The sequence below is a fragment of the Bradyrhizobium archetypum genome (genome assembly GCF_013114835.1).
Taxonomy (GTDB): domain Bacteria; phylum Pseudomonadota; class Alphaproteobacteria; order Rhizobiales; family Xanthobacteraceae; genus Bradyrhizobium; species Bradyrhizobium archetypum.
The window spans coordinates 13407-33661 of record NZ_JAAVLW010000016.1 but is presented as its reverse complement, the minus strand read 5'-3'; the positions used below and the strand labels follow the sequence as shown (position 1 = coordinate 33661).

Here is a 20255-nt window from a genome sequence, read left to right as displayed (position 1 = left end):
ATGCGATCAGTTGCTGAGATACTCTGGATAGCGCGACCGAATTCGCGCGAGTTCGCTGAGCGTGCCCGACAGATGCGTGCGCAGATGCTTCTGCGCCTCGTCGGGTTCCCCGGCATCGATCGCCTTCGCGATCAGTTTGTGATGCCGCACGATGTCCTGTGCTTTACCGGGCGAGGGCAGGTGCATCCGGCGCAGCCGGTCGATATGCCCGCTGCGGCTGCGCACCAGTGACCAGATGTCCCGCTTATCGGCAGCGATATAAAGCTGACTGTGGAACTCGTTGTCGGCGGCCATGAATTTCTCGAAATCGCCGGCCTTCGCATATTGCTGCTGCCGGGCAATTGTGGCGTGAAGTTCGGTGACGAGCGCTTCGTCATGTTCAATCGCGAGCCCGCGCACGATCTCCAGTTCGACCGCTTGCCGCAGGAAATGCGCCTGCTGCGCCAGCCGCACGTCGACCCGGCTGACCACGGTAGCGTATTGCGGAAACACGTCGACCAGGCCTTCCTCCTCAAGCCGCATCAGCGCATCGCGGATCGGCGTCGAACTCACGCCGAACTGGGCAGCAAGCGCGGCGCGCGACAGCGGTGATCCCGGCGGCAACTCCAGCGAAATGATCATGCCACGGAGACGCTCGAACACCTGCGGCGCGGCTTGCCGATCGCGGTCCAGCCGGCCGGCCGAACGCGGGGCAGCGCGGCGGGAGACGATTTGCGGGGGAGTCATCGGCGACCGAGCGTTCAAAGGGGCTTGCTTCAGATACACTAATACATTAGTGCATCTGCCTCGAAGCGTCAATGAGATGCCGGAGGAGATACGAAATGAAACACAGGGTGTGGAGCGCCTGCGCGGGCGCCGTTGCGATGCTGATGCTGCTGCCGGGCCCTCAGGCGTCGGCCCAGCAAAAATCTGAGATAACGCTGTCGCGCCAGCCGGGCATTTTCTACATGCCCTCCCACATCATGGAAAAAAACAAGCTGATCGAGAAGCATGCGGCTTCCCTCGGCGTGCCCGGCGTCATCACCAAATGGGTCAATTTAAGCGGTGGCGGCGCCCAGACCGACGCGTTGCTCGCCGGCAGCGTTGACATCCTCAATACCGGGACCGGCAATCTCCTGCTGCTGTGGGATCGCACCCGCGGCGGCGTCAAGGGCATCGTCGCCACCTCGGCGCAGCCGATGACGCTGATCAGCCGCGATCCGAACATCAAGTCGATCAAGGATTTCGGTCCGAATGACAAGATCGCGGTACCCACCGTGAAGGTCTCGACGCAGGCGATCGTGCTGCAGATCGCGGCGAGCGAAGCCTTCGGCGCCGACCAGTGGTCGAAGCTCGACGCCAACACCGTGCAGCTCGGCCATCCCGACGCGTACGTGGCAATGAGCAATGCCCAGCACGAGGTCCGAAATCATTTTGCGATCCCGCCGTTCACGTTCCTGGAAATGAAGAACGTGCCCGGCGCACACGTCGTGCTGTTCTCGCCGGACGTGATGGGTGGCCCGCTCAGCCAGGCGCAGTTCTTCACCACCACCAAGTTCGCCGACGCCAATCCGAAGATCGTGCAGGCGGTGCGCGATGCCACCAAGGAAGCGCACGACCTGATCCGCAGCGATACCAAGGCAGCGGTCGAGATCTACAAGGAGGTCACCGGCGACAAGACCAGCGTCGAGGACCTGCTAGCATGGCTCAAGGAGCCGGGCATGATGGAGTGGAACCTGCAGCCGCAGGGCACCATGAAGTTCGCGGCCCATCTGCACAAGGTCGGCACGCTGAAGACCATGCCCAAGGCTTTCACCGACTACTATCTGCCGGTCGCGCACGACCTCAAGGGCAATTGATCGAGATGGCCGCGCTCCTCGATGTCAACGACGTAACGCTGCGCTACAAGACCTCGAGCGCGGTTGTGACCGCGACCGAGCGGGTCAGCTTTTCGGTCGATCGTTCCGATCGCTTCGTGCTGCTCGGCCCCTCCGGTTGCGGTAAGTCGACGCTGTTGAAGGCCGTCGGCGGCTACATGAAGCCGAGTGAAGGCAAGATGCGGATCTCGGGCCGGGAGATATCCGAGCCCGGCGCCGACCGCATGATGATCTTCCAGGAGTTCGACCAGCTCTTGCCGTGGAAGACCGTGCTGGAAAACGTGATGTTTCCGCTGTTGATGACGCGGAAATTGCCGCGCAAGGACGCGGAGATGCGGGCGCGGGCCTATATCGAGAAAGTCAGCCTGACCCGCGTCGTCGATGCCTATCCGCATACGCTGTCCGGCGGCATGAAGCAGCGCGTCGCGATCGCGCGCGGCATGGCGATGGAGCCGGATATCCTTTTGATGGATGAGCCGTTCGCTGCGCTTGACGCGCTGACGCGGCGCACCTGCCAGGACGAATTGCTGCAGCTCTGGGCGGAGACCAAGTTCACCGTCCTGTTCGTCACCCATTCGATCGCGGAAGCGATCAAGATCGGCAACCGCATCCTGCTGCTGTCGCCGCATCCCGGCCAGGTCAAGGCCGAGGTGGTCGACGTCGACAAGGTCTCCGGCGAGGACGGCAGCGCGGCGCGTCTTGAAAAGCAGATCCACGATTTGCTGTTCGCCGACGCTGTCACGGCACACTAGAGGGAACGCGATGGGTGAGGCGAGAATTCTGTTGCGCGATGCCACTGAGCTGAAGGCGGCGGTGCCGGCCGAGGTCGAGCGCAAGCTGACGGTGCCGGAGCTATTGTGGAACGATGGCTTCGTCCGCAAGGCCGTGATCATCATCTTCCTCGCGGCCGCATGGGAAATCTACGGCACCGTTCTCAACAATCCGCTGCTGTTTCCGACCTTTCACGACACCATCGTCACCATGTTCGACAAGGTGCGCGACGGGACCATTCCCTTGCGCGCCTGGGCGTCGCTGAAGGTGCTGTTCATGGGCTACGCCGCCGGTATCGCGCTGGCTGCCATCTTCACCATCCTTGCGATCTCGACCCGGATCGGCACCGATTTCCTCGAGACCATCACGGCGATGTTCAATCCGTTGCCGGCGATCGCGCTGTTGCCGCTGGCGCTGATCTGGTTCGGCCTTGGCAATGGCAGCCTCGTTTTCGTGCTGATCCATTCGGTGCTGTGGCCGGTGGCGCTCAATACCCATTCCGGCTTCAAGAGCGTGTCGAACACGCTGCGCATGGTCGGCCGCAATTACGGCCTGCGCGGCCTGCCATACGTGTTCCGCATCCTGATCCCCGCCGCCTTTGCCTCGATCCTGACCGGATTGAAGATCGGCTGGGCGTTCGCCTGGCGCACGCTGATCGCCGCCGAGCTCGTGTTCGGTGTGTCGTCGGGGCAGGGCGGCCTCGGCTGGTTTATTTTCGAGAACCGCAATCTGCTCGATATTCCCGCGGTGTTCGCCGGCCTGTTGACCGTGATCGTGATTGGTCTGATCGTGGAGAACCTGATCTTCCGCACGATCGAGCGCAACACCGTCCAGAAATGGGGTACGCAGTCATGAGCAACAGAAAGAACCCCGCCGAACTCCGCAGCGCGCGCTGGTTCGCGCCCGACGATCTCCGCGCCTTCGGCCACCGCTCGCGTGCCATGCAGATGGGCTACGCGCCGGAGGAATGGAAGGGCCGGCCGATCATCGCCATCCTCAACACCTGGTCGGATGCGCAGCCCTGCCACATGCACTTCAAGAGCCGCGTCGACGACGTCAAGCGCGGCATCCTGATGGCTGGCGGTTTCCCGATGGAGCTGCCGGCGCTGTCGCTGTCGGAATCGTTTCTGAAGCCGACCACCATGCTTTACCGCAACATGCTGGCAATGGACGCCGAGGAATTGCTGCGCGGCCATCCCGTTGACGGCGTGGTGCTGATGGGCGGCTGCGACAAGACCACGCCGGGCCTCCTGCTCGGGGCCACCAGCATGAACCTGCCGACGATCTATTTGCCCGCTGGCCCGATGCTGCGCGGCAACTGGAAGGGCAAGACGCTGGGCTCCGGTTCGGACGCCTGGAAATACTGGGACGAGCGGCGCGCCGGAAAAATCTCCGACAAGGACTGGGTCGACGTCGAAGCCGGCATCGCCCGCAGTTACGGCACCTGCATGACCATGGGCACCGCTTCCACCATGACGGCGATTGCCGAATCGATCGGCATGACGTTGCCCGGCGCGTCCTCGATTCCGGCCGCCGACGCCGGCCATATCCGCATGGCCTCGGAATGCGGCCGCCGCATCGTCGAGATGGTGTGGGAAGACCTGACGCCGGACAAGATCCAGACCCGGAAGGCCTTCGAGAACGCGATCACGGTCGCGATGGCGATGGGCTGCTCGACCAACGCCATCATCCATCTGATCGCGCAGGCCCGCCGCGCCGGCCAGGATATCGGGCTCGACGATTTCGAGAAGGCGAGCCGCAAGGTCCCCGTGATAGCCAATGTGCGCCCGAGCGGCGACAAATATCTGATGGAGGATTTCTTCTATGCCGGCGGCCTGCCGGGCCTGATGAGCCGGATCAAGCAGCATCTGCACCTCGACGTCATGACTGTCACCGGGCAGACGCTCGGCGACAATATCGCGCGCGCCGAGGTCTATAATGACGACGTCATCCGCACCGTCGAGAATCCGATCTACAAGGAGGGCGCACTCGCCGTGCTCAAGGGCAATCTCGCGCCCGACGGCTGCGTGATCAAGCCGAGCGCCTGCGAGCCGCGCTTCCTCAAGCACACCGGTCCGGCGCTGGTGTTCGACGATTATCCCTCCATGAAGAAGGCGATCGACGATCCGAACCTCGACGTGTCTGCCGATCACGTGCTGATCCTGCGCAACGCGGGACCGCAAGGCGGTCCAGGCATGCCGGAATGGGGCATGCTGCCAATTCCGACCAAGCTGGTGAAGCAGGGGGTGCGCGACATGGTGCGGCTGTCGGATGCACGCATGAGCGGCACCAGCTACGGCGCCTGCATCCTGCATGTCTCGCCGGAATCCTATATCGGCGGTCCGCTGGCGCTGGTGCGAACCGGTGACCAGATCACGCTCGACGTCAACGCCCGCACCATCAACCTTGATGTGCCGGAGGCTGAACTGGAAAAGCGCCGCGCCGAATGGAAAAAGCCGGAGCCGCGCTACGAGCGCGGCTATGGCTGGATGTTCACCCGCCACATCAAGCAGGCCAACGAGGGCTGCGACTTCGATTTCCTGGAAACCGGGTTTGGGGCTCCGGTCAGCGAGCCGCCGATTTACTAGCCACCGTCGTTCCGGGGCGCGAAGCGAACTATCGTGCGCACTTGCGCACCTGAGAACCTCGAGATTCCGGATTCGATGCTTACGCATCGCCCCGGAATGACTTCAAATAATAAAGCATCCCAGGGGAGGACCAACCAATGACCATGTCTCGACGCAACCTGCTCGCGGGCGCCGGCGCCGCTGCCGCATCGACGCTTCTTGCGCGCACCGCCGGCGCGCAATCGTTTCCGTTCACGCCGAATCAGCGTTACCCCGATCCGGCCGTGCAGATCCTCGATCCGAGCTTTGCAAAATACCGGATCTATTCCTCGACGGTGGAGCAGGTTGCGACCGGAATGCGCTGGGCCGAAGGGCCGGCGTACTTTCCGGAAGGAGGCTACCTGCTGTTCTCCGATATTCCCAACAACCGCATCATGAAGTTCGACGAGAAGACCGGCCAGACCTCGGTTTTCCGCGCCAACGCCAACTACGCCAACGGCAACGCGCGCGATCGCCAGGGCCGTCTCGTCACCTGCGAGCATTCCGTCACCCGCCGCATCACCCGCACCGAGAAGGACGGCAAGATCACGGTCCTGGCCGACAAGTTCGAGGGCAAGCGGCTGAACGCGCCGAACGATATCGTGGTCAAGTCCGACGACACCATCTGGTTCACCGATCCCCTGTTCGGCATCAATGGCGAGTGGGAGGGCAACAAGGAAAAGCCCGAGCAGGCCACCACCAACGTCTATCGCCTGACCAAGGATGGCAAGCTCACCGCTGTTGTCACCGACATCGTCAATCCGAACGGGCTCGCCTTCTCGCCGGACGAGAAGAAGCTCTATGTCGTCGAATGGAAGGGCACGCCGAACCGCAGCATCTGGAGTTTTGACGTCAACGACGACGGCACGGTCGGAGGCAAGACCAAGCTGATCGACGCCGCCGATCAGGGCGCGCTCGACGGCTTCCGCGTCGACCGCGACGGCAATCTGTGGTGCGGCTGGGGCTCCAACGGCGCGCTGCAGCCCGAGCCGTCCGATGTCGGCGGCCGCAGGGTGTATCAGCTCAAAGGCAAGCCGGAGGATCTTGACGGCGTGATGGTGTTCAGCCCCGCCGGCAAGCCGCTCGCCCACATCCGCCTGCCGGAGCGCTGCGCCAACCTCACCTTCGGGGGGCCGAAGAACAACCGCCTCTACATGACGAGCTGCCACTCGGTCTACGCGCTGTATGTGGAAGCGCATGGGGCAGTGTGATCAAGCAACACCGTCATTCCAGGGCGATGCGTAGCATCGAACCCGGAATCTCGAGATTTTCAGGTGCGCAATTGCGCACCATAGTTCGCCCGCTGACGCGAGCGCTCCGGAATGACGACCAGGAAAGCGAGAACACCATGACCAAACTGAGCGACGCCACCCGCAACAAACTCAAGACCGTTTCCACCGCCACGGTCGCCACCGCCTTGTTCAAGCGCGGCTTCCGCATCCAGATGATCCAGGACGTGCACCCGATCGGTTCCGATCAGCCGGTGCTGGTCGGCGAGGCCTTTACCTTGCGCTACATGCCGGCGCGCGAGGACCTCAACAAAATCGACGTGTTTCGTGATCGCGCCCATCCGCAGCGCAAGGCAGTCGAGGATTGCCCGCCCGGCGCGGTGCTGGTGATGGATAGCCGCAAGGATGCGCGTGCGGCCTCCGCCGGCGCGATCCTGGTGACGCGGCTGATGCAGCGCGGCTGCGCCGGCGTGATCACCGATGGCGGGTTTCGCGATTCGGCCGAAATCGCCGGCCTCGGCTTTCCCGCCTATCACCACCGCCCGAGTGCGCCGACCAATCTGACGCTGCATCAGGCGATCGAGATCAACGTGCCGATCGGCTGCGGCGACGCGCCGGTGTTTCCCGGTGATGTCATTCTTGGCGACGCCGATGGCGTCATCGTGATTCCCGCGCACCTCGCCGACGAGATCGCCGACGAGGCAGTCGCGATGACCGCCTTCGAGGATTTTGTCACCGAGCAGGTCCGGGCAGGGCGCAGCATTTTGGGCCTCTATCCCGCGACCGACCCGCAGACGCTGACCGATTTCGCCGAGTGGCGGAAGAAGAACGGGCGGTGATCTCGTGCCCCGGACGCAGCGCAGCGCGTAACGATGCGTTGCAGAGCCGGGGCCCAACTATCCGGATGTCTGGGTGGCATGGGTCCCGGCTCTGCGGAGCAGCGTTGTACGCCGCACCGCGTCCGGGACACGAGAGTGTCAAACCTCCGCCTTCTCCGCCAACCCGACGGCCCACAGCGCGAATGCATAGGCGATCGCGACTTCATCCAGCCGGTTGAAGCGTCCCGATGCGCCGCCGTGGCCGGCGCCCATGTTGGTGCGCAGCAGCACCGGGCCGCCGCCACTCATCGTGGCGCGCAGCCGGGCGATCCATTTCGCCGGCTCCCAGTAGGTGACGCGCGGATCGGTCAGCCCGCCCATCGCCAGGATCGCCGGATATTCCTTCGCCGCGATGTTGTCATAGGGCGAGTAGGACAGGATGGTGCGAAAATCCGTTTCGCTCTCGATCGGATTGCCCCATTCCGGCCATTCCGGCGGCGTCAGCGGCAGTGTGTCATCGAGCATGGTGTTGAGCACGTCGACGAACGGCACCTCGGCGACGATGCCGGCGAACAATTCACCGGCGCGGTTGGCAACCGCGCCCATCAGCATGCCGCCTGCGCTGCCGCCATGGCCGACGATGCGTTTAGCACTGGTGTATTTGGCCTCGATCAGCGCGCGCGCCGAGGCTGCGAAATCATCGAAGCTGTTCGTCTTCTTCTCGCGCTTGCCATCGAGATACCAGCCCCAGCCCTTGTCGGCACCGCCGCGGATATGCGCGATGGCGTAGACAAAACCGCGATCGACCAGCGACAACCGGTTGGCGGCAAAGGATGCCGGCATCGCCATGCCGTAGGAACCATAGCCGTAGAGTAGCAGCGGTGCCCGGCCGTCGCGTACCAGATCCTTGCGGTGCAGGATCGAGACCGGCACCTGCGCCCCGTCATGCGACGTCGCCATAATGCGCGTGGTGACGTAGTCGGCCGGGTTGTGGCCGGACGGAATCTCCTGCCGCTTGCGCAGAATTCGCGTCCGCGTGGCCATGTCGTAATCATAGACCTCGGCCGGCGTCGTCATCGATGAATAAGAGAACCGCAGGTTCGTGGTTTCGAACTCGTAGCCGCCCATGGTGTCGAGCGAATAGGCGGCCTCGTCAAAGGCGATCGCGTGCTCTTCCCCCGTTTTCAAATCGCGGATGATGATCGCTGGCAACGCGTTGGCGCGCTCCAGCCGCACCATATGGCCGGCATAGAGTTCGACGTCCAGCACATAGACGCCCTCTCGAAAGCGAATGAGGTCGCGCCAGTTGGCGCGTTCGGGCGCAGCGAGCGGCGCGGTGACGACCTTGAAGTCGATGGCCCCGTCCGCATTGGTGAGAATGAACAGCTCATCGCCGCGGTCGGCGATCGAATACTGCACGCCTTCCTCGCGCGCCGCGACCAGACGCGGCGGCGCGTCGGGATTGGCGAGGTCGATCAACCGTTGCTCGGATGTTTCGTGATCGCCGCCGGCGACGACGCAGAAGCGGCCGGACGAGCTCTCGTGCAGATGGGTGAACCAGCCGGAATCCTTCTCCTCGTAAACCAACGTGTCGTCGGCCTGCTTGGTGCCGAGCTTGTGGCGCCAGACCTGCATCGGCCGGTGGTTATCGTCGAGCTTCACATAGAAGAAGCTTTGGCAATCCTTGGCCCAGACGATCCCGCCGTCGGTCTCCTCGACGAGATCGTCGCGATCGGTCCCGCTCTCCCAGTCGCGGATGCGGATCGAGAAATATTCCGAGCCCTTGGTGTCGGCGCTCCACGCCTGCAGCCGGTGATCAGGCGAATGCCGCGCGCCGCCGAATTTGAAATACTCATGATCCTTGGCGAGCGCGTCGCCGTCTAGCACGATCTGCACCTCGCCGCCATCGCGCCGCGTGCGGCCGAACAGTTCGTGCTGCCCGCCCTCGCGGAATTTCCGCAAATAGGCAAACGGGCCGTCCGGAGACGGCACGCTGGAATCGTCTTCCTTGATCCGGCCGCGCATCTCCGCAACGAGCTTCTTTTGTAACGGGGTGGTGTGGCCGAGCAGGCTTTCGGTGTAATCGTTCTCGGCTTCGAGATATTTGCGGATATCCGGGTCGAGGATCGAGGGATCGCGCAGCACTTCCTGCCATTTCGGGTCCTTCAGCCAGGCGTAATCGTCCGTCACCGTGATGCGGTGCCGGGTAAAGGCATGCGGGCGCTTCGGTGCGATCGGTGGCGACAGGTCAGGCTTTCGGGTGGCGGCTTGGGTCACGCGGTCCTCATATGGCTCCGGAATTGAAGCCTTATATCGGTTTAAATGGGGTGGATTACCAGAGGCCCGCAGGTCGTCATTGCGAGCGAAGCAATCCATCTCTCCCCAAGCCGAACTATGGATTGCTTCGCTTCGCTCGCAATGACGGCAGCTAACTATTCCTTAGCCTCGCTCCGGCGCCGCCGCCGAATATCGGGATTCGGTTCACTGCGAGCACCACCGCAAAGGTGATGACCAGCATGGCGATGCCAAGCACCGAGATTGCGGCGAGGTCACCGCTTTCGTTGAGGTCGTAGATCAGGACCGACAGCACCTTGGTCTGCGAGGTGAACAGCACGATCGCGGCGGACAGTTCGCGCATCACGCCGATGAAGATGAAGCACCAGGTCGCGATCACGCCGGTGCGAAGCAGCGGCGCGGTGATCTGGCGCAGCGATTGCAATCGCGTCGCCCCGAGGATGCGGCTGGCATCTTCCAGTTCGGGGTGAATGGTCGCAAATGCCGCCTGCAATTGCTGATAGGCCGAAGGGAGATTGATGGTGAGGAATGCCAGCAGCAGGATCCACAGCGTGCCATAGAGCACGAAGGGCGGCCGCGTGTAGCTCAGGAATAATCCTACGCCGAGCACGATGCCGGGCACGGCGACCGGCGCGGTGGCGAGAAAGCCGAGCATGCGGTGGCTCGCGATCACGCGGCGGGTCGTGACATAGGCGACCACGAGCGCGAGAATCGTGCCGACGGTGGCGGTCGATGCGCCCAGGATCACCGTGTTCTTCAGCGCAAGCTGGGTCGACGACAATTCGGTGAAGACAAAGACAATGTTGTGCAGCGTCGCCGTCGACGGCGTCACCAGCGTGGTCGCGTTCGGCGAAAACGCCGCATTCAGCAGCGCGAAATAGGGCAGGAACACCGGATTGAGCAGCACGATGAGGCAGAACGCCAGCGCCGCCCAGCGCCAGCCTCCCATTTCGACCGGCCGCGGCGGGCCATATTTGCCGCCGACCACGGAGAAGCCGCGGCGGCCGAGCAGGAATTTCTGGCCCTGCAGCAAGAGGATCGTCAGCACCAGCAACGGCACGGCGGCTGCGGCGGCGAGTTCCAGTTTCGGCGGATACTGAAACAGGCTCCAGATCTTCGTCGTCATAATGTGAAAGCCCGCCGGCAGCGCCAGGATGGCGGGCGATCCGAACAATGTCATCGCCTGCAGGAACGCGATCAGCGCGCCGGCGACCAGGGCCGGCAGCGCCAGCGGAATCGTAACCCGCCGCGCCGTGGTCCAGGCCCTGCCGCCGAGAATGGCGGAAGCGTCTTCCAGTTCGCCCGGCATGTTGTCGAGCGCGTTCGCAACCAGCACGAAGACGAACGGAAATGTATAGCAGGAAATCACGAAGATCAGCCCGGTCAGCGAATAGATGTCGAACAAGGGATCTTCGGCGCCGGTGAGATAGCGATAGAGCTGGTTCAGCATGCCGCTGTTGGGCGCCGCCAGCAGTTCCCAGGCGACCGCGCCAAGAAATGGCGGAGTGACAAAGGACGCCGTCACCAGCGCGCGGATGATCTGCCGCCCGGGCATGTCGGTGCGGGACACCAGCCAGCCGATCGGAGCGGCAACAAGGCAGCATATCACCGCCGATGTGGTGGCGATGATGCCGGTTGTCAGCAGCGGATCGAGGAACGCGGGATCGGTGAACAGCGTGACGAAATTCTGCAGCGTCGGATAGCGCGCCTTGTCGGTGAAGGCGAACACCACCAGCCACGACAGCGGCAGCACGATCAGCACGGTCATGAAAGCCGCGAACAGCCACAGGATGGGGCGGGTGAGGTCGCGGCGGCGTTTGGGTGTGTCGGTGGTGGTGATGGTCATGTCATTTCCACGGGCGTGCTGCGGCTCCCTCGCCCCGCCCTTGCGGGGAGAGGGGTGGGGTGGGGGGCTCTCACCGCACATTCGGACTCGCGGAGGCCCCCTCACCCGCCGCGCATCTTTCAATGCGCGTCGGCCTCTCCCCGCAGGCGGGGCGAGGCAGGACAGCGTGTGTCACTCCTTGCATCCTCAAACCCGAAACAGCCGCGCATACCGCGTCTTGATTTCTTCCGTCATCTTCTCCACGCCCTGCGCATCCTCCTTCATCAGCTTGATGTCGGAGATCTTGCGCCGGCCCGGCTTCGACAGCACCTGCGCGTGAACTGAATATTGCGCGGTGAAGTCGGTAAAGAACTGCTGGGTCTCGCGCGTATGGAACCAGGCCTGGAACAGGCGCGCGGCGTTTGGATGCGGCGCCGATGCAAAGATGGCTGTCGGGCCCGAGATCGTCGGCGCACCCTCGGCCGGGTAGACAGGCTCGACCGGCTGACCGGCTTCCTTCAACAGCACGACGCCGTATTCATTGCCGTCGACCATCACCGCCCGCTCGCCGAGCGAAGGTTTCTTCGGCGGATCGGTCGACGACTGCACTTGCATCACGCGCTGCTTCGACAGCTTCTCCATGTATTCCCAGCCGAGTTCGCGTACCATCTGGAAGGTCGCGGTCATGATGGTGCCGCTATAGGCCGGATGGCCCTTGACCATTTTGCCCGCCCATTTGGGATCGAGCAGGTCGGCAAAACTCTTCGGCGCGTCTTCGGGCTTCACGAGGTTGGTGTTGTAGGCGATCGACGACAAATGGATGCGCGAGGTCGCGGACTTGCCGTCGGGATCGCGGTATTCAGCGAGAAAATGTTTGGCGACGTCCTCCGGCACAAAGGGGGCCAGCCAGCCTTTCCGCTTCCAGGTGATGATGTGCGATGCATCGGAGGTGTTGATCACGTCTGCGGCGTGAATGTTGCTTCCGAATTCCTGGTCGATGCGCTGAAATAGCCGCTCCGAACCGGAGCGCTCAATCTGGATGGCGACGCCCGGAAAGGCGGCCTCAAATGCCTTGCCGAGCTTTTCGCCGATCGGCAGGTCCATCGAGGAATAGAAGATCAGCTTGCCTTCCCTCTTCGCCGCCTCCACCAGCGCAGGCGTGATCGCGACCGGCTCGGGCGCCTGGGCACGAACCGGCGAGGCGAATACGCTTCCGGCTGCCAGCGCCGCCGAGCCGTGCAGGATGTCGCGTCGCGAAAGCTTTCGTCCTTTCATCGCGTACTCCTGTTCTTCGTTCTTATCGGCCGAGCGCTCGGCAGCGCTCGGAGGGCAGCGTCAGCCAGACCTCGCCGCCCTTCGGCACGTTGGTCTCGGTCGGCGTGGTGGCGCGCAGGCTGCTGCCGTCGGCCACCTCCACCATGTAGTCGCGCGAGGCGCCGAGATAGACCTGCCGCGTGACGACCGCCTTGATCGCGTTCTCTGATGACGCCGGCGGCTGCGTGGAGAGAGCAATGTCATGCTGCCGGATCGCGACTGTGGCAGCCTGGCCTGCGGCGAGCGGCGCGCCGACCACCTTCAGCGTCGCCCCCGCAAAGGCGACGTGGTTGGCGTCGCGCGCGGTGCCCTTGATGACATTGCTGGCGCCGATGAAGCGCGCGACGAATTCGGATTCCGGCCGCGCATAGATGTCCTCGGGCGTGCCGAGCTGGTCGATTCGGCCGCCGTTCATCACCGCGATCAGGTCGGCCGTGGTCATGGCCTCGGACTGGTCGTGGGTGACGTAGACGGTGGTGTAGCGATATTGGTCGTGCAGCCGGCGGATTTCGAACCGCATCTCCTCGCGCAAATTGGCGTCGAGATTGGAGAGCGGCTCGTCGAGCAACAGCGTTTCCGGCTCGACAATCAACGCGCGCGCCAGCGCCACGCGCTGCTGCTGCCCGCCGGAGAGTTCGCCGGGATAGCGTTGCGCCAGCGCCTCGAGTTTTGTCGTGGCGAGGATCGCGGCCAGCTTTTTCGCAATCGTGTCGCGGTCGAGCTTGCGCAGGCGCAAACCGTAGACAATGTTTTCCGTCACCGTCATGTGCGGCCACAGCGCGTAGCTCTGGAAAATCATCGACATGTTGCGCTGCTCGGGCGGCAGCGTGCGCGCGCGTGACGACACCAGCCGGTCGCCGACACGGATCTCGCCGTCGGAAGGTTCCAGAAAACCCGCGATCAGCCGCAGCGTCGTCGTCTTGCCGCAGCCCGAGGGCCCGAGCAGGCAGACCAATTGCCCATGATCGATCTTGAGTGAGACGTTATCGACCACCGCAAGCGCACCAAATCGCTTGGTCAGGCCGCGTAAATCAACGGACGCCAATCGCCTCACTCCCACCCTTGTTCCTGCACGGATCAGCGCCCGGCTTGGTATGCCAGTATACGCAGTAATGCCGGTTCGGAAAGAGAGTTGCGCTGGGAAAGAAATTGCGATGGCGTCGTTCCTGCCAGGAGACGGCGTCTCTCACAATGTGAAATCGTGGTTATGGGTGCCTGCGTTCGCAGGGATGACAATTTTTATGCCGCTACGTTCTCGCCGAGATATTCGATCGCCGCTTCGGTCCCGCCCTTGCCGTGAGGGATGCCGAGCGCATTGAGGCCGACCTCGACGACGCCGAGCGTGCCCAAAATCATCGGCGCATTCACGTGGCCCATATGGGCGATGCGAAAGGCCTGGCCGGAGAGATCGCCGATGCCGGTGCCGAGCACCACGCCGCACTTCTCCTTGCAGTAGCGCTGCAGCGCCAAAGGATCGTGACCGTTCATCGTCACCGTCGTCACGGTGTTGGAGCGCTCATTGGCCTCCATGACGTTGAAGCCGAGCACCTGGCCCTCGCTCCACACCGCCACGGCGCGGCGCACCGCTTCGCCGAGCAAGCGATGCCGCTGGAACGCATTCTCCAGTCCTTCCGTCTGCAGCATGTCGATCGCCTTGCGCAGCGCGAACAACAGGTGCACCGGCGCGGTGCCGGCATATTTGCGGTAGTGTTCGGTGCCTTCGCGCTCGGTCCAGTCCCAATAGGGCGTGCGCAAATTGGCCTTCTTGTGCACTTCCAGGGCGCGCTCGTTGGCGGCGACGAAGCCGAGGCCGGGCGGCGTCATCAGGCCCTTCTGCGAACCGGACATCGCGACATCGATGCCCCATTTGTCCATCTCGAACGGCATGCAGCCGAGCGAAGCGACGGTGTCGACCATGAACAGGGCCGGATGGCCGGACGCCTTGATCGCCTTGCCGATTGCTTCGATGTCGTTATAGGCGCCGGATGCGGTATCGACCTGCACCGCGACGATCGCCTTGATGCTGTGCTCCTTGTCCTGCCTCAGCCGTGCCTCGACCTCGCTCGCGCGGACCGCGCGGCGCCAGTCGCCTTTCAGCACTTCGACCTCGGCGCCCATCGCGGCGGCGGCCTGACCCCAGCCAATCGCAAAACGTCCGCTCTCCAGCACCAGCAGCTTGTCGCCGCGTGACAGCACGTTGGACAGCGTCGCCTCCCACGCGCCATGGCCGTTGGCAATGTAGATGTAGGATTTGCCCTCGGTCGCGAACAGTTTCGACAGATCGGCGAGCAGGCTTTCGGTCAATTCCACCATCTGGCTGGAATAGATGTCGAGCGCCGGGCGATGCATCGCCTGCAGCACTTCGTCGGGCATGGTGGTGGGCCCCGGGATGGCCAGAAATTCCCGGCCCGCGCGAACGGTCATTTGTTGGTTTTCCTTATGGGCAAGCACGCGGAATCGAAGCGTGAGGGTTCATCGGATAATATTCGATCGGAACCGTCATTGCGAGCCACCGGGTCGCACAAAAATGTGCGCCCGATGACAGGCTCCGCGAAGCAATCCAGAGCCGCAAAAAGATCAAATTGCTCTGATTGCTCCGCGGCTCGCATGATGCGATGGCCTATTTCCCCACCGTATCGGCAATCGCGCGCCAGATCTGATCCTTCAATTCGGTCGCCGGCGGGCTCGGGATCGTCACGGCCGGCTCCGTGCGCTTCTTGCAGGCTTCGACCAGCCGCAGCACCCAGATTTCACCGTCGGTGTAATAGAGGTCGCCGCCGCCATTCCGCCCCGCGATCGTGGGGCCGATGCCGGTGACCTGGTATTTCGCCTCCACCACGCCGGCGTTTGCCAGATCGCTCGCAAGCAGCGCGCGCTCGGCGTCGAGATCGGCCGAGATGTGGTGCGTGACTGCGCCAGTATATTTGCTGACGCCGACGCCGCGATCTTCCGTGGCCGCGCCGAGCCAGACCGGTCGCTTTTCCACGCCGCTTTCCAGCACCTTCCAGTAGCGCACATGGTTGCGCCGGTCGGCGCTGGTGCCGATCGGCTTTTCATAGGCGAGATCCTCGCGGCGGCCCAGATAATAAAGATTGCTCACCGGCGCGTCCTTGTAGGGACGATCGAGCAGTACGCTGCCGATGATCTCGATCGAGGATTTCAGCGTGATCCGGTCGGCCGGGTACCAGCCGGCCTGATGCATCGCGCAGACGACGTCGCTGATGTCGCCGATCAGCCCGACATTCAGGGGATCGCCGGGAATGCCTTGCGCGGTGCGCGTCACCATCGGCATCTCGGCGAGCCCGCGCTGATGCTCGTAATGTGTCCAGAAGCCCGGCAGCACCAGATAGGCGAGCAGGCCGTAGCCGCCGAGGATGACGAGCGTGAGCGTCAAGGCGCGACGCAACCCGCCGCGCCGCTGCCGCCGTAACTGCTTTTCGACGCGTTGATCGGGTGCCACTCCCTCTCCCCGTCCTTTACGGGGAGAGGGTCGGGGTGAGGGGCTCTCTCCGCGCGTGCTATGTCAATTGATAGACCTGTACCCCCTCACCCGGATCACATCTGTCGATGTGATCCGACCTCTCCCCGCAAGCGGGGCGAGGTTGAAGAAAAAACTACCGCCGTGTCTCTCTGCAGCCGGCGGCTTCGGCTTCCTCGACCGAGCAGAACCAGCGCGTACCCTTTGAGATCTTCATCTGGATCTTCGCGTACCAGCGGCTCGTTGGCTGATGATAGATGCACTCGCCGGAACGGTTGACATTGCCCTTGATGGTGCAGTCGGGCGAGGGCGCGACCGGGCCGGATGCCGACGCCAGGAGGACGGCCCTTGCATGCTCAGGCGGCGTCACGGCGCCGAGGATCGCGGTCTTCTTGTTGCGGATGCGCCAATCCCACGGCGCGATGAAGGCGCCCTGCCACATCCCGGCCTTGGCCTCGCGCGCGGACTTTTCGTCGGCTTCGTAGTCGCGCGACACCCGCGTCAGCGCCAGCGCCCAGCCGTTCGACACCAGCCATTTCTGGACGTCCTCGCCGTCGGCCTGGCAGCGCGCTACGGTGCGGCCGCGGCGATCGATTGCGCCTCTGGTCTGGCAGGTCCAGCTCTTTCCGCCGAAGCGTTTTGTCAGTTCGTCGCGCGCGGCGGCGCCGCAGGTCCAGCGCTCAGCCTGGGTGTTGAGGCAGAGCTGATCGACAGACGGTGCGTCAATGCCGCCGAGGCGCAGGCGGGTGTTGCCGATCTGAAGCTGGTCGCCTTCGCGGATTTTTGGAATGCCGGTGATGTCGGCCGCGTGGGTGGCGGCGGGGAATGACAATACCGCGATGGCGGCAAGCAATGTCGGTAGTTTCATCGGCAATCCCGGCAAAGAAAGGATGCGGATTGTGCGGAGATCGGGGACGTCTTGCCAGAGCTGCAGCGTCGCACCGTTTTCAACTTCCCGCGAGATATTCACCCTCCCCCTCCCGGGGAGGGTGAGCGACGCGTGTTACGTGTTGGCCTTCCTCATCGCCCTTCGCGCCAGCGCCAGCCCCATCAACACGAATGCCGACGTCACCTCAGGGCCGCCGACCAGGATCCGCGTCGGGGTCTTCATCTTGTTCCACTCATAGGCCTTGTAAGGCCCATGTCGGCCGCCTTCCCCAAGCCCGCCTGCGATGCAGGCCAGCGCCGGCGCGAATGTGGCGACGTCGGCGCCGAGATGCGCCAGCGCCATCAGCGCCAGCGCCGCGTCGAACGGGTTCATCTCGTGCGCGATCAGTTCGCCCTCGACATAGGCCAGCACACGAACGCGGATGAACTCAAAGGAGCCATCGGGATCGATCGCCTGCCGCGCCGCAGCAGGCAACGCCATGAACGCGGCATGGCAGCGGCCGAAATAGGCGGAGTAAAGTTCCGGCAGGTAATAGATGTGCGAGCGCGGGTCTTTGAACGCGCCGCTTTCGGCGAGCCGGCGCTGGAAGCCGATGATGCGATGCACCGTCTCCAGCCGCTGCGGCGTTTCGAGGACCTTCCAGCGCGAAAGGTTGCGAAACGAGACCTCGAGAATATCGAGGTTGAGCGTCGGATCGAGGTCGTTGCCGTAGGGCCGGTCGCCGGCCAGATTGTCGATCCAGGTGACGACGCCGCCCTCGTAATCGATGTTGTCGTTGAGCGGCACGGTGACGCGCGGCTCGTTGGCGCCCTCGCGCACCTGGTAGCCGCGATAGAAGTCGAGCAGCGGCTGGTCGAGGATCGGATTGGTCGAGCCGGCCTGCGTCGCGGCTGAGAACGAGCAGGCGGTGGTGTCGCAATCCGGCACGTAGATGCCGAAGCCGAGATCCTGCTTGATCTGGGCGAAGAAGCGCGAGAAGCGCGGATGCGGCAGCGGCGCCAGCGCCGTGATCACATTCACCGCGGTGCCGTCATGCGCGGGCACTTCCTCGGCCGAGGTCTTCAGGCAAAAATCCACCATTTCCGCGATCGCCCGCCGCGACGCTGCCGCCTCGTCCACTGATGCCAGCCCGGTTTCGAGGTAGCTCAGCAGCGCCTCGGTGAAGAAGGCGTCGTAATAGGCTGAGCGGTGGCGGATCTGCACCGGCTCCCACATCGGCTCGGCGACCCCTCGCCAGGGCGGGTTGATCAGCGCGCGCGCCGGCGAATGCGCGATGAAGATCCGCGCCAGGCTGAACAGCAGCGTCGAATTCTTGTAGCCGCGCGAGTTCAGCCCGGTCAGCGCCATCAGCATCTCGCGCCCGCCCATATCGGGGTCGCCGATCAGGTTGAAGGCGGCGTAGGTGGGGATGAAACCGTTCCTGGCGAATGATCGCAATAGATGCGCGCCGCAGCGGCGGATCACCCGGTCGATCTCGGCGGCGTCAGGCATCCGTGCCGGCGCCGCCACCGGCTGCGGGGCGGGGTGGCGCACGTCGATATCGCCCATCAGCTCGGCGATCGGGGCACCGATGGCGGCCCAGTCCGTCTCGGCGTCGTCGCGCGCCCGCGCCAGCGCCTCGCGCAACAGCCCGAGCCGATTCTCGTCCCGCAGGGCGGGGTGTCCGGTCCGGCAGAGCAGGGGGCGCAGCGCCGGGTTGCCGAGCGCTGTCCGATAGAACTTGCCGAGATGGGGGTCGCCGCCATGGTATTTCAGCAGCACGGGGTCGCAGACGTCGTACAGCGACGGGCCGTCTTTTCGGGCGGTCAGCGCCCGAAATGCGGCGCCGGCAATCTGAGAAAAGCCCATGCAGTGTCTTTCCGCCGGGAACGGTGAAGGGAGGGCCACGTTGAGCACGATCCGTAATAACCCGGAAGCCCGGGGTGTTCGGAACGGGCTCGATGGGGAGCCCCCGCAGCCGCCGCCGGCCGGATTGGGCCCGCAAGCCCTTGAAAACTATACATATCCGCTAAGAAACACAAATGTGATGTAAGTCACTTAGATGAAATTAACGTTCCGCCAGTATCGGCGGCAGCGGGCGCCATGCGCCGATTGAGGTTGTTCGGGAGGGGCCGACAGGCTAAAAGTCTGGTTGTTGCGGTGCCGCAAATTGAGCGCAATTGGACGGCACACACTTGGGTAACCCCATCAACCTGAACGGTCGTCACGCGACTAACTGGCGCGGTCGCACCTCGCGCTTTGGACAAACCTGGGAATGGAAACGCGATGAACTTCGGTCAGCTCTGCATCTCCCGCCGCACCGTCACCGTGGCCATCGCGCTTGCCGGCCTGGTGTCGCTCGCGATCGGCGCCCATGCCGCGCTGAACAAGCGTTCGCTCGACACCGCCAAGGCGATCGGGACCGAGCAGACCGGCTCGATCGGCACCTCGGCCAATAAGGTCGCGCTGGTGATTGGCAACGGCCATTATCCGGACGCCGCAGCGCCGCTGTCCCAGCCCATCAACGACGCCCGCGGCCTTACTGCTGCGCTGCGGACCAAGGGTTTTGACGTCGACGTCGTCGAGGACGCCACCAAGGACGACATGGCCCGCGCCATCGTCCGCCTGAAGGCCAAGATCAAGCCGGACACGGTCGCGATGCTGTTCTTCGGCGGCTATGGCGTCCAGGTCGGCCGCGAGAGCTTTATGATTCCGGTCGATGCCGCGATCTGGAAGGAAGCCGATGTCCGCCGCGACGGCGTCTCGATCGAACAGGTGCTAGATACGATGACCGAGAAGGGCGCCAAGGCCAAGCTCGTCGTCGTCGACGCCTCCCGCCGCAACCCCTATGAGCGCCGCTTCCGCTCCTATTCGCACGGGCTCGCCCCGATCTCCACGCCGGAGAACGCGCTGATCCTGACTTCGGCGACGCCGGGCAAGGTCGCCGACGACGGCAAGGGCCAGTACAGCGTGCTGGTCACCGAACTGCTCAATAATCTGGACTCACAGTCCGGCGCCGCCAGCGCCTTCAACAAGACCCGCATCTCCGTCTCCCGCGCCTCCGACGGCGAGCAGGTGCCGCAGGTCTCCTCGTCGCTCCTGGAAGACGTGGCGCTCGGCGGCTAAAGGCCGTCATCCGTCGTCCCTGCGAACGCAGGAAAGCGCCGCCGCAACGGCAGCGCGCTCGCGGCGCCC

At 63.9% G+C, this 20255-nt stretch carries 16 protein-coding genes; 7 read left to right on the top strand and 9 right to left on the bottom strand.

From position 1 onward, the window contains the following. Positions 1-6: 6 nt before the first annotated feature. Complete coding sequence (locus HCN50_RS31940) at positions 7-726, bottom strand: GntR family transcriptional regulator (protein ID WP_171713859.1); 720 nt, start codon at positions 724-726, stop codon at positions 7-9. Between the two features lie 137 nt (positions 727-863). Between HCN50_RS31940 and HCN50_RS31935 the strand changes: the two genes are divergently transcribed. From HCN50_RS31935 to HCN50_RS31910, 6 genes are all read left to right on the top strand, one after another. Beyond that, positions 864-1838 (top strand): ABC transporter substrate-binding protein, encoded by a 975-nt coding sequence (locus HCN50_RS31935; RefSeq protein ID WP_235977349.1) that lies wholly within the window; start codon positions 864-866, stop codon positions 1836-1838. 5 nt (positions 1839-1843) lie between these two features. Continuing rightward, positions 1844-2608: an ABC transporter ATP-binding protein gene (locus HCN50_RS31930; RefSeq protein ID WP_171713857.1), complete on the top strand. Its 765-nt coding sequence runs from the start codon at positions 1844-1846 to the stop codon at positions 2606-2608. 10 nt (positions 2609-2618) lie between these two features. Next, positions 2619-3482, top strand: coding sequence for an ABC transporter permease (locus tag HCN50_RS31925; protein WP_171713856.1), 864 nt, complete (start codon positions 2619-2621; stop codon positions 3480-3482). After that, positions 3479-5215 (top strand): L-arabinonate dehydratase, encoded by a 1737-nt coding sequence (araD, locus tag HCN50_RS31920; RefSeq protein WP_171713855.1) that lies wholly within the window; start codon positions 3479-3481, stop codon positions 5213-5215. Before HCN50_RS31925 ends, araD begins: the two co-directional genes overlap by 4 nt. Positions 5216-5352: 137 nt before the next feature. Then, entirely contained in the window at positions 5353-6444 is a 1092-nt protein-coding gene (locus HCN50_RS31915) for an SMP-30/gluconolactonase/LRE family protein (RefSeq protein ID WP_171713854.1), read from the top strand. Between the two features lie 137 nt (positions 6445-6581). After that, entirely contained in the window at positions 6582-7301 is a 720-nt protein-coding gene (locus HCN50_RS31910; protein WP_171713853.1) for a ribonuclease activity regulator RraA, read from the top strand. Between the two features lie 138 nt (positions 7302-7439). Here HCN50_RS31910 and HCN50_RS31905 read toward each other — a convergent pair whose 3' ends face one another. From HCN50_RS31905 to HCN50_RS31870, 8 genes are all read right to left on the bottom strand, one after another. Then, positions 7440-9557, bottom strand: a complete 2118-nt coding sequence (locus HCN50_RS31905; protein WP_311968257.1) for a S9 family peptidase — start codon at positions 9555-9557, stop codon at positions 7440-7442. A 151-nt stretch (positions 9558-9708) separates the two neighbouring features. Continuing rightward, entirely contained in the window at positions 9709-11421 is a 1713-nt protein-coding gene (locus HCN50_RS31900) for an ABC transporter permease (RefSeq protein ID WP_171713851.1), read from the bottom strand. A 186-nt stretch (positions 11422-11607) separates the two neighbouring features. Further along, complete coding sequence (locus HCN50_RS31895) at positions 11608-12675, bottom strand: substrate-binding domain-containing protein (protein WP_171713850.1); 1068 nt, start codon at positions 12673-12675, stop codon at positions 11608-11610. Positions 12676-12697: 22 nt separating this feature from the next. Continuing rightward, the gene (locus HCN50_RS31890) at positions 12698-13768 is read right to left on the bottom strand and encodes an ABC transporter ATP-binding protein (RefSeq protein WP_311968256.1); all 1071 of its coding nucleotides are present in this window, start codon (positions 13766-13768) and stop codon (positions 12698-12700) included. Between the two features lie 185 nt (positions 13769-13953). Further along, the gene (locus tag HCN50_RS31885; RefSeq protein WP_171713848.1) at positions 13954-15138 is read right to left on the bottom strand and encodes a pyridoxal-phosphate-dependent aminotransferase family protein; all 1185 of its coding nucleotides are present in this window, start codon (positions 15136-15138) and stop codon (positions 13954-13956) included. Between the two features lie 196 nt (positions 15139-15334). Further along, positions 15335-16174 (bottom strand): LssY C-terminal domain-containing protein, encoded by an 840-nt coding sequence (locus HCN50_RS31880; RefSeq protein WP_311968255.1) that lies wholly within the window; start codon positions 16172-16174, stop codon positions 15335-15337. 154 nt (positions 16175-16328) lie between these two features. Continuing rightward, on the bottom strand, positions 16329-17060 hold the full coding sequence (locus HCN50_RS31875; RefSeq protein ID WP_171713847.1) for a thermonuclease family protein: 732 nt from the start codon (positions 17058-17060) through the stop codon (positions 16329-16331). A gap of 135 nt (positions 17061-17195) precedes the next feature. Next, entirely contained in the window at positions 17196-18929 is a 1734-nt protein-coding gene (locus HCN50_RS31870) for a hypothetical protein (RefSeq protein ID WP_171713846.1), read from the bottom strand. A 417-nt stretch (positions 18930-19346) separates the two neighbouring features. Here HCN50_RS31870 and HCN50_RS31865 point away from each other — a divergent pair, with 417 nt between their 5' ends. Further along, positions 19347-20186, top strand: a complete 840-nt coding sequence (locus HCN50_RS31865; RefSeq protein WP_171713845.1) for a caspase family protein — start codon at positions 19347-19349, stop codon at positions 20184-20186. Positions 20187-20255 lie beyond the last annotated feature (69 nt).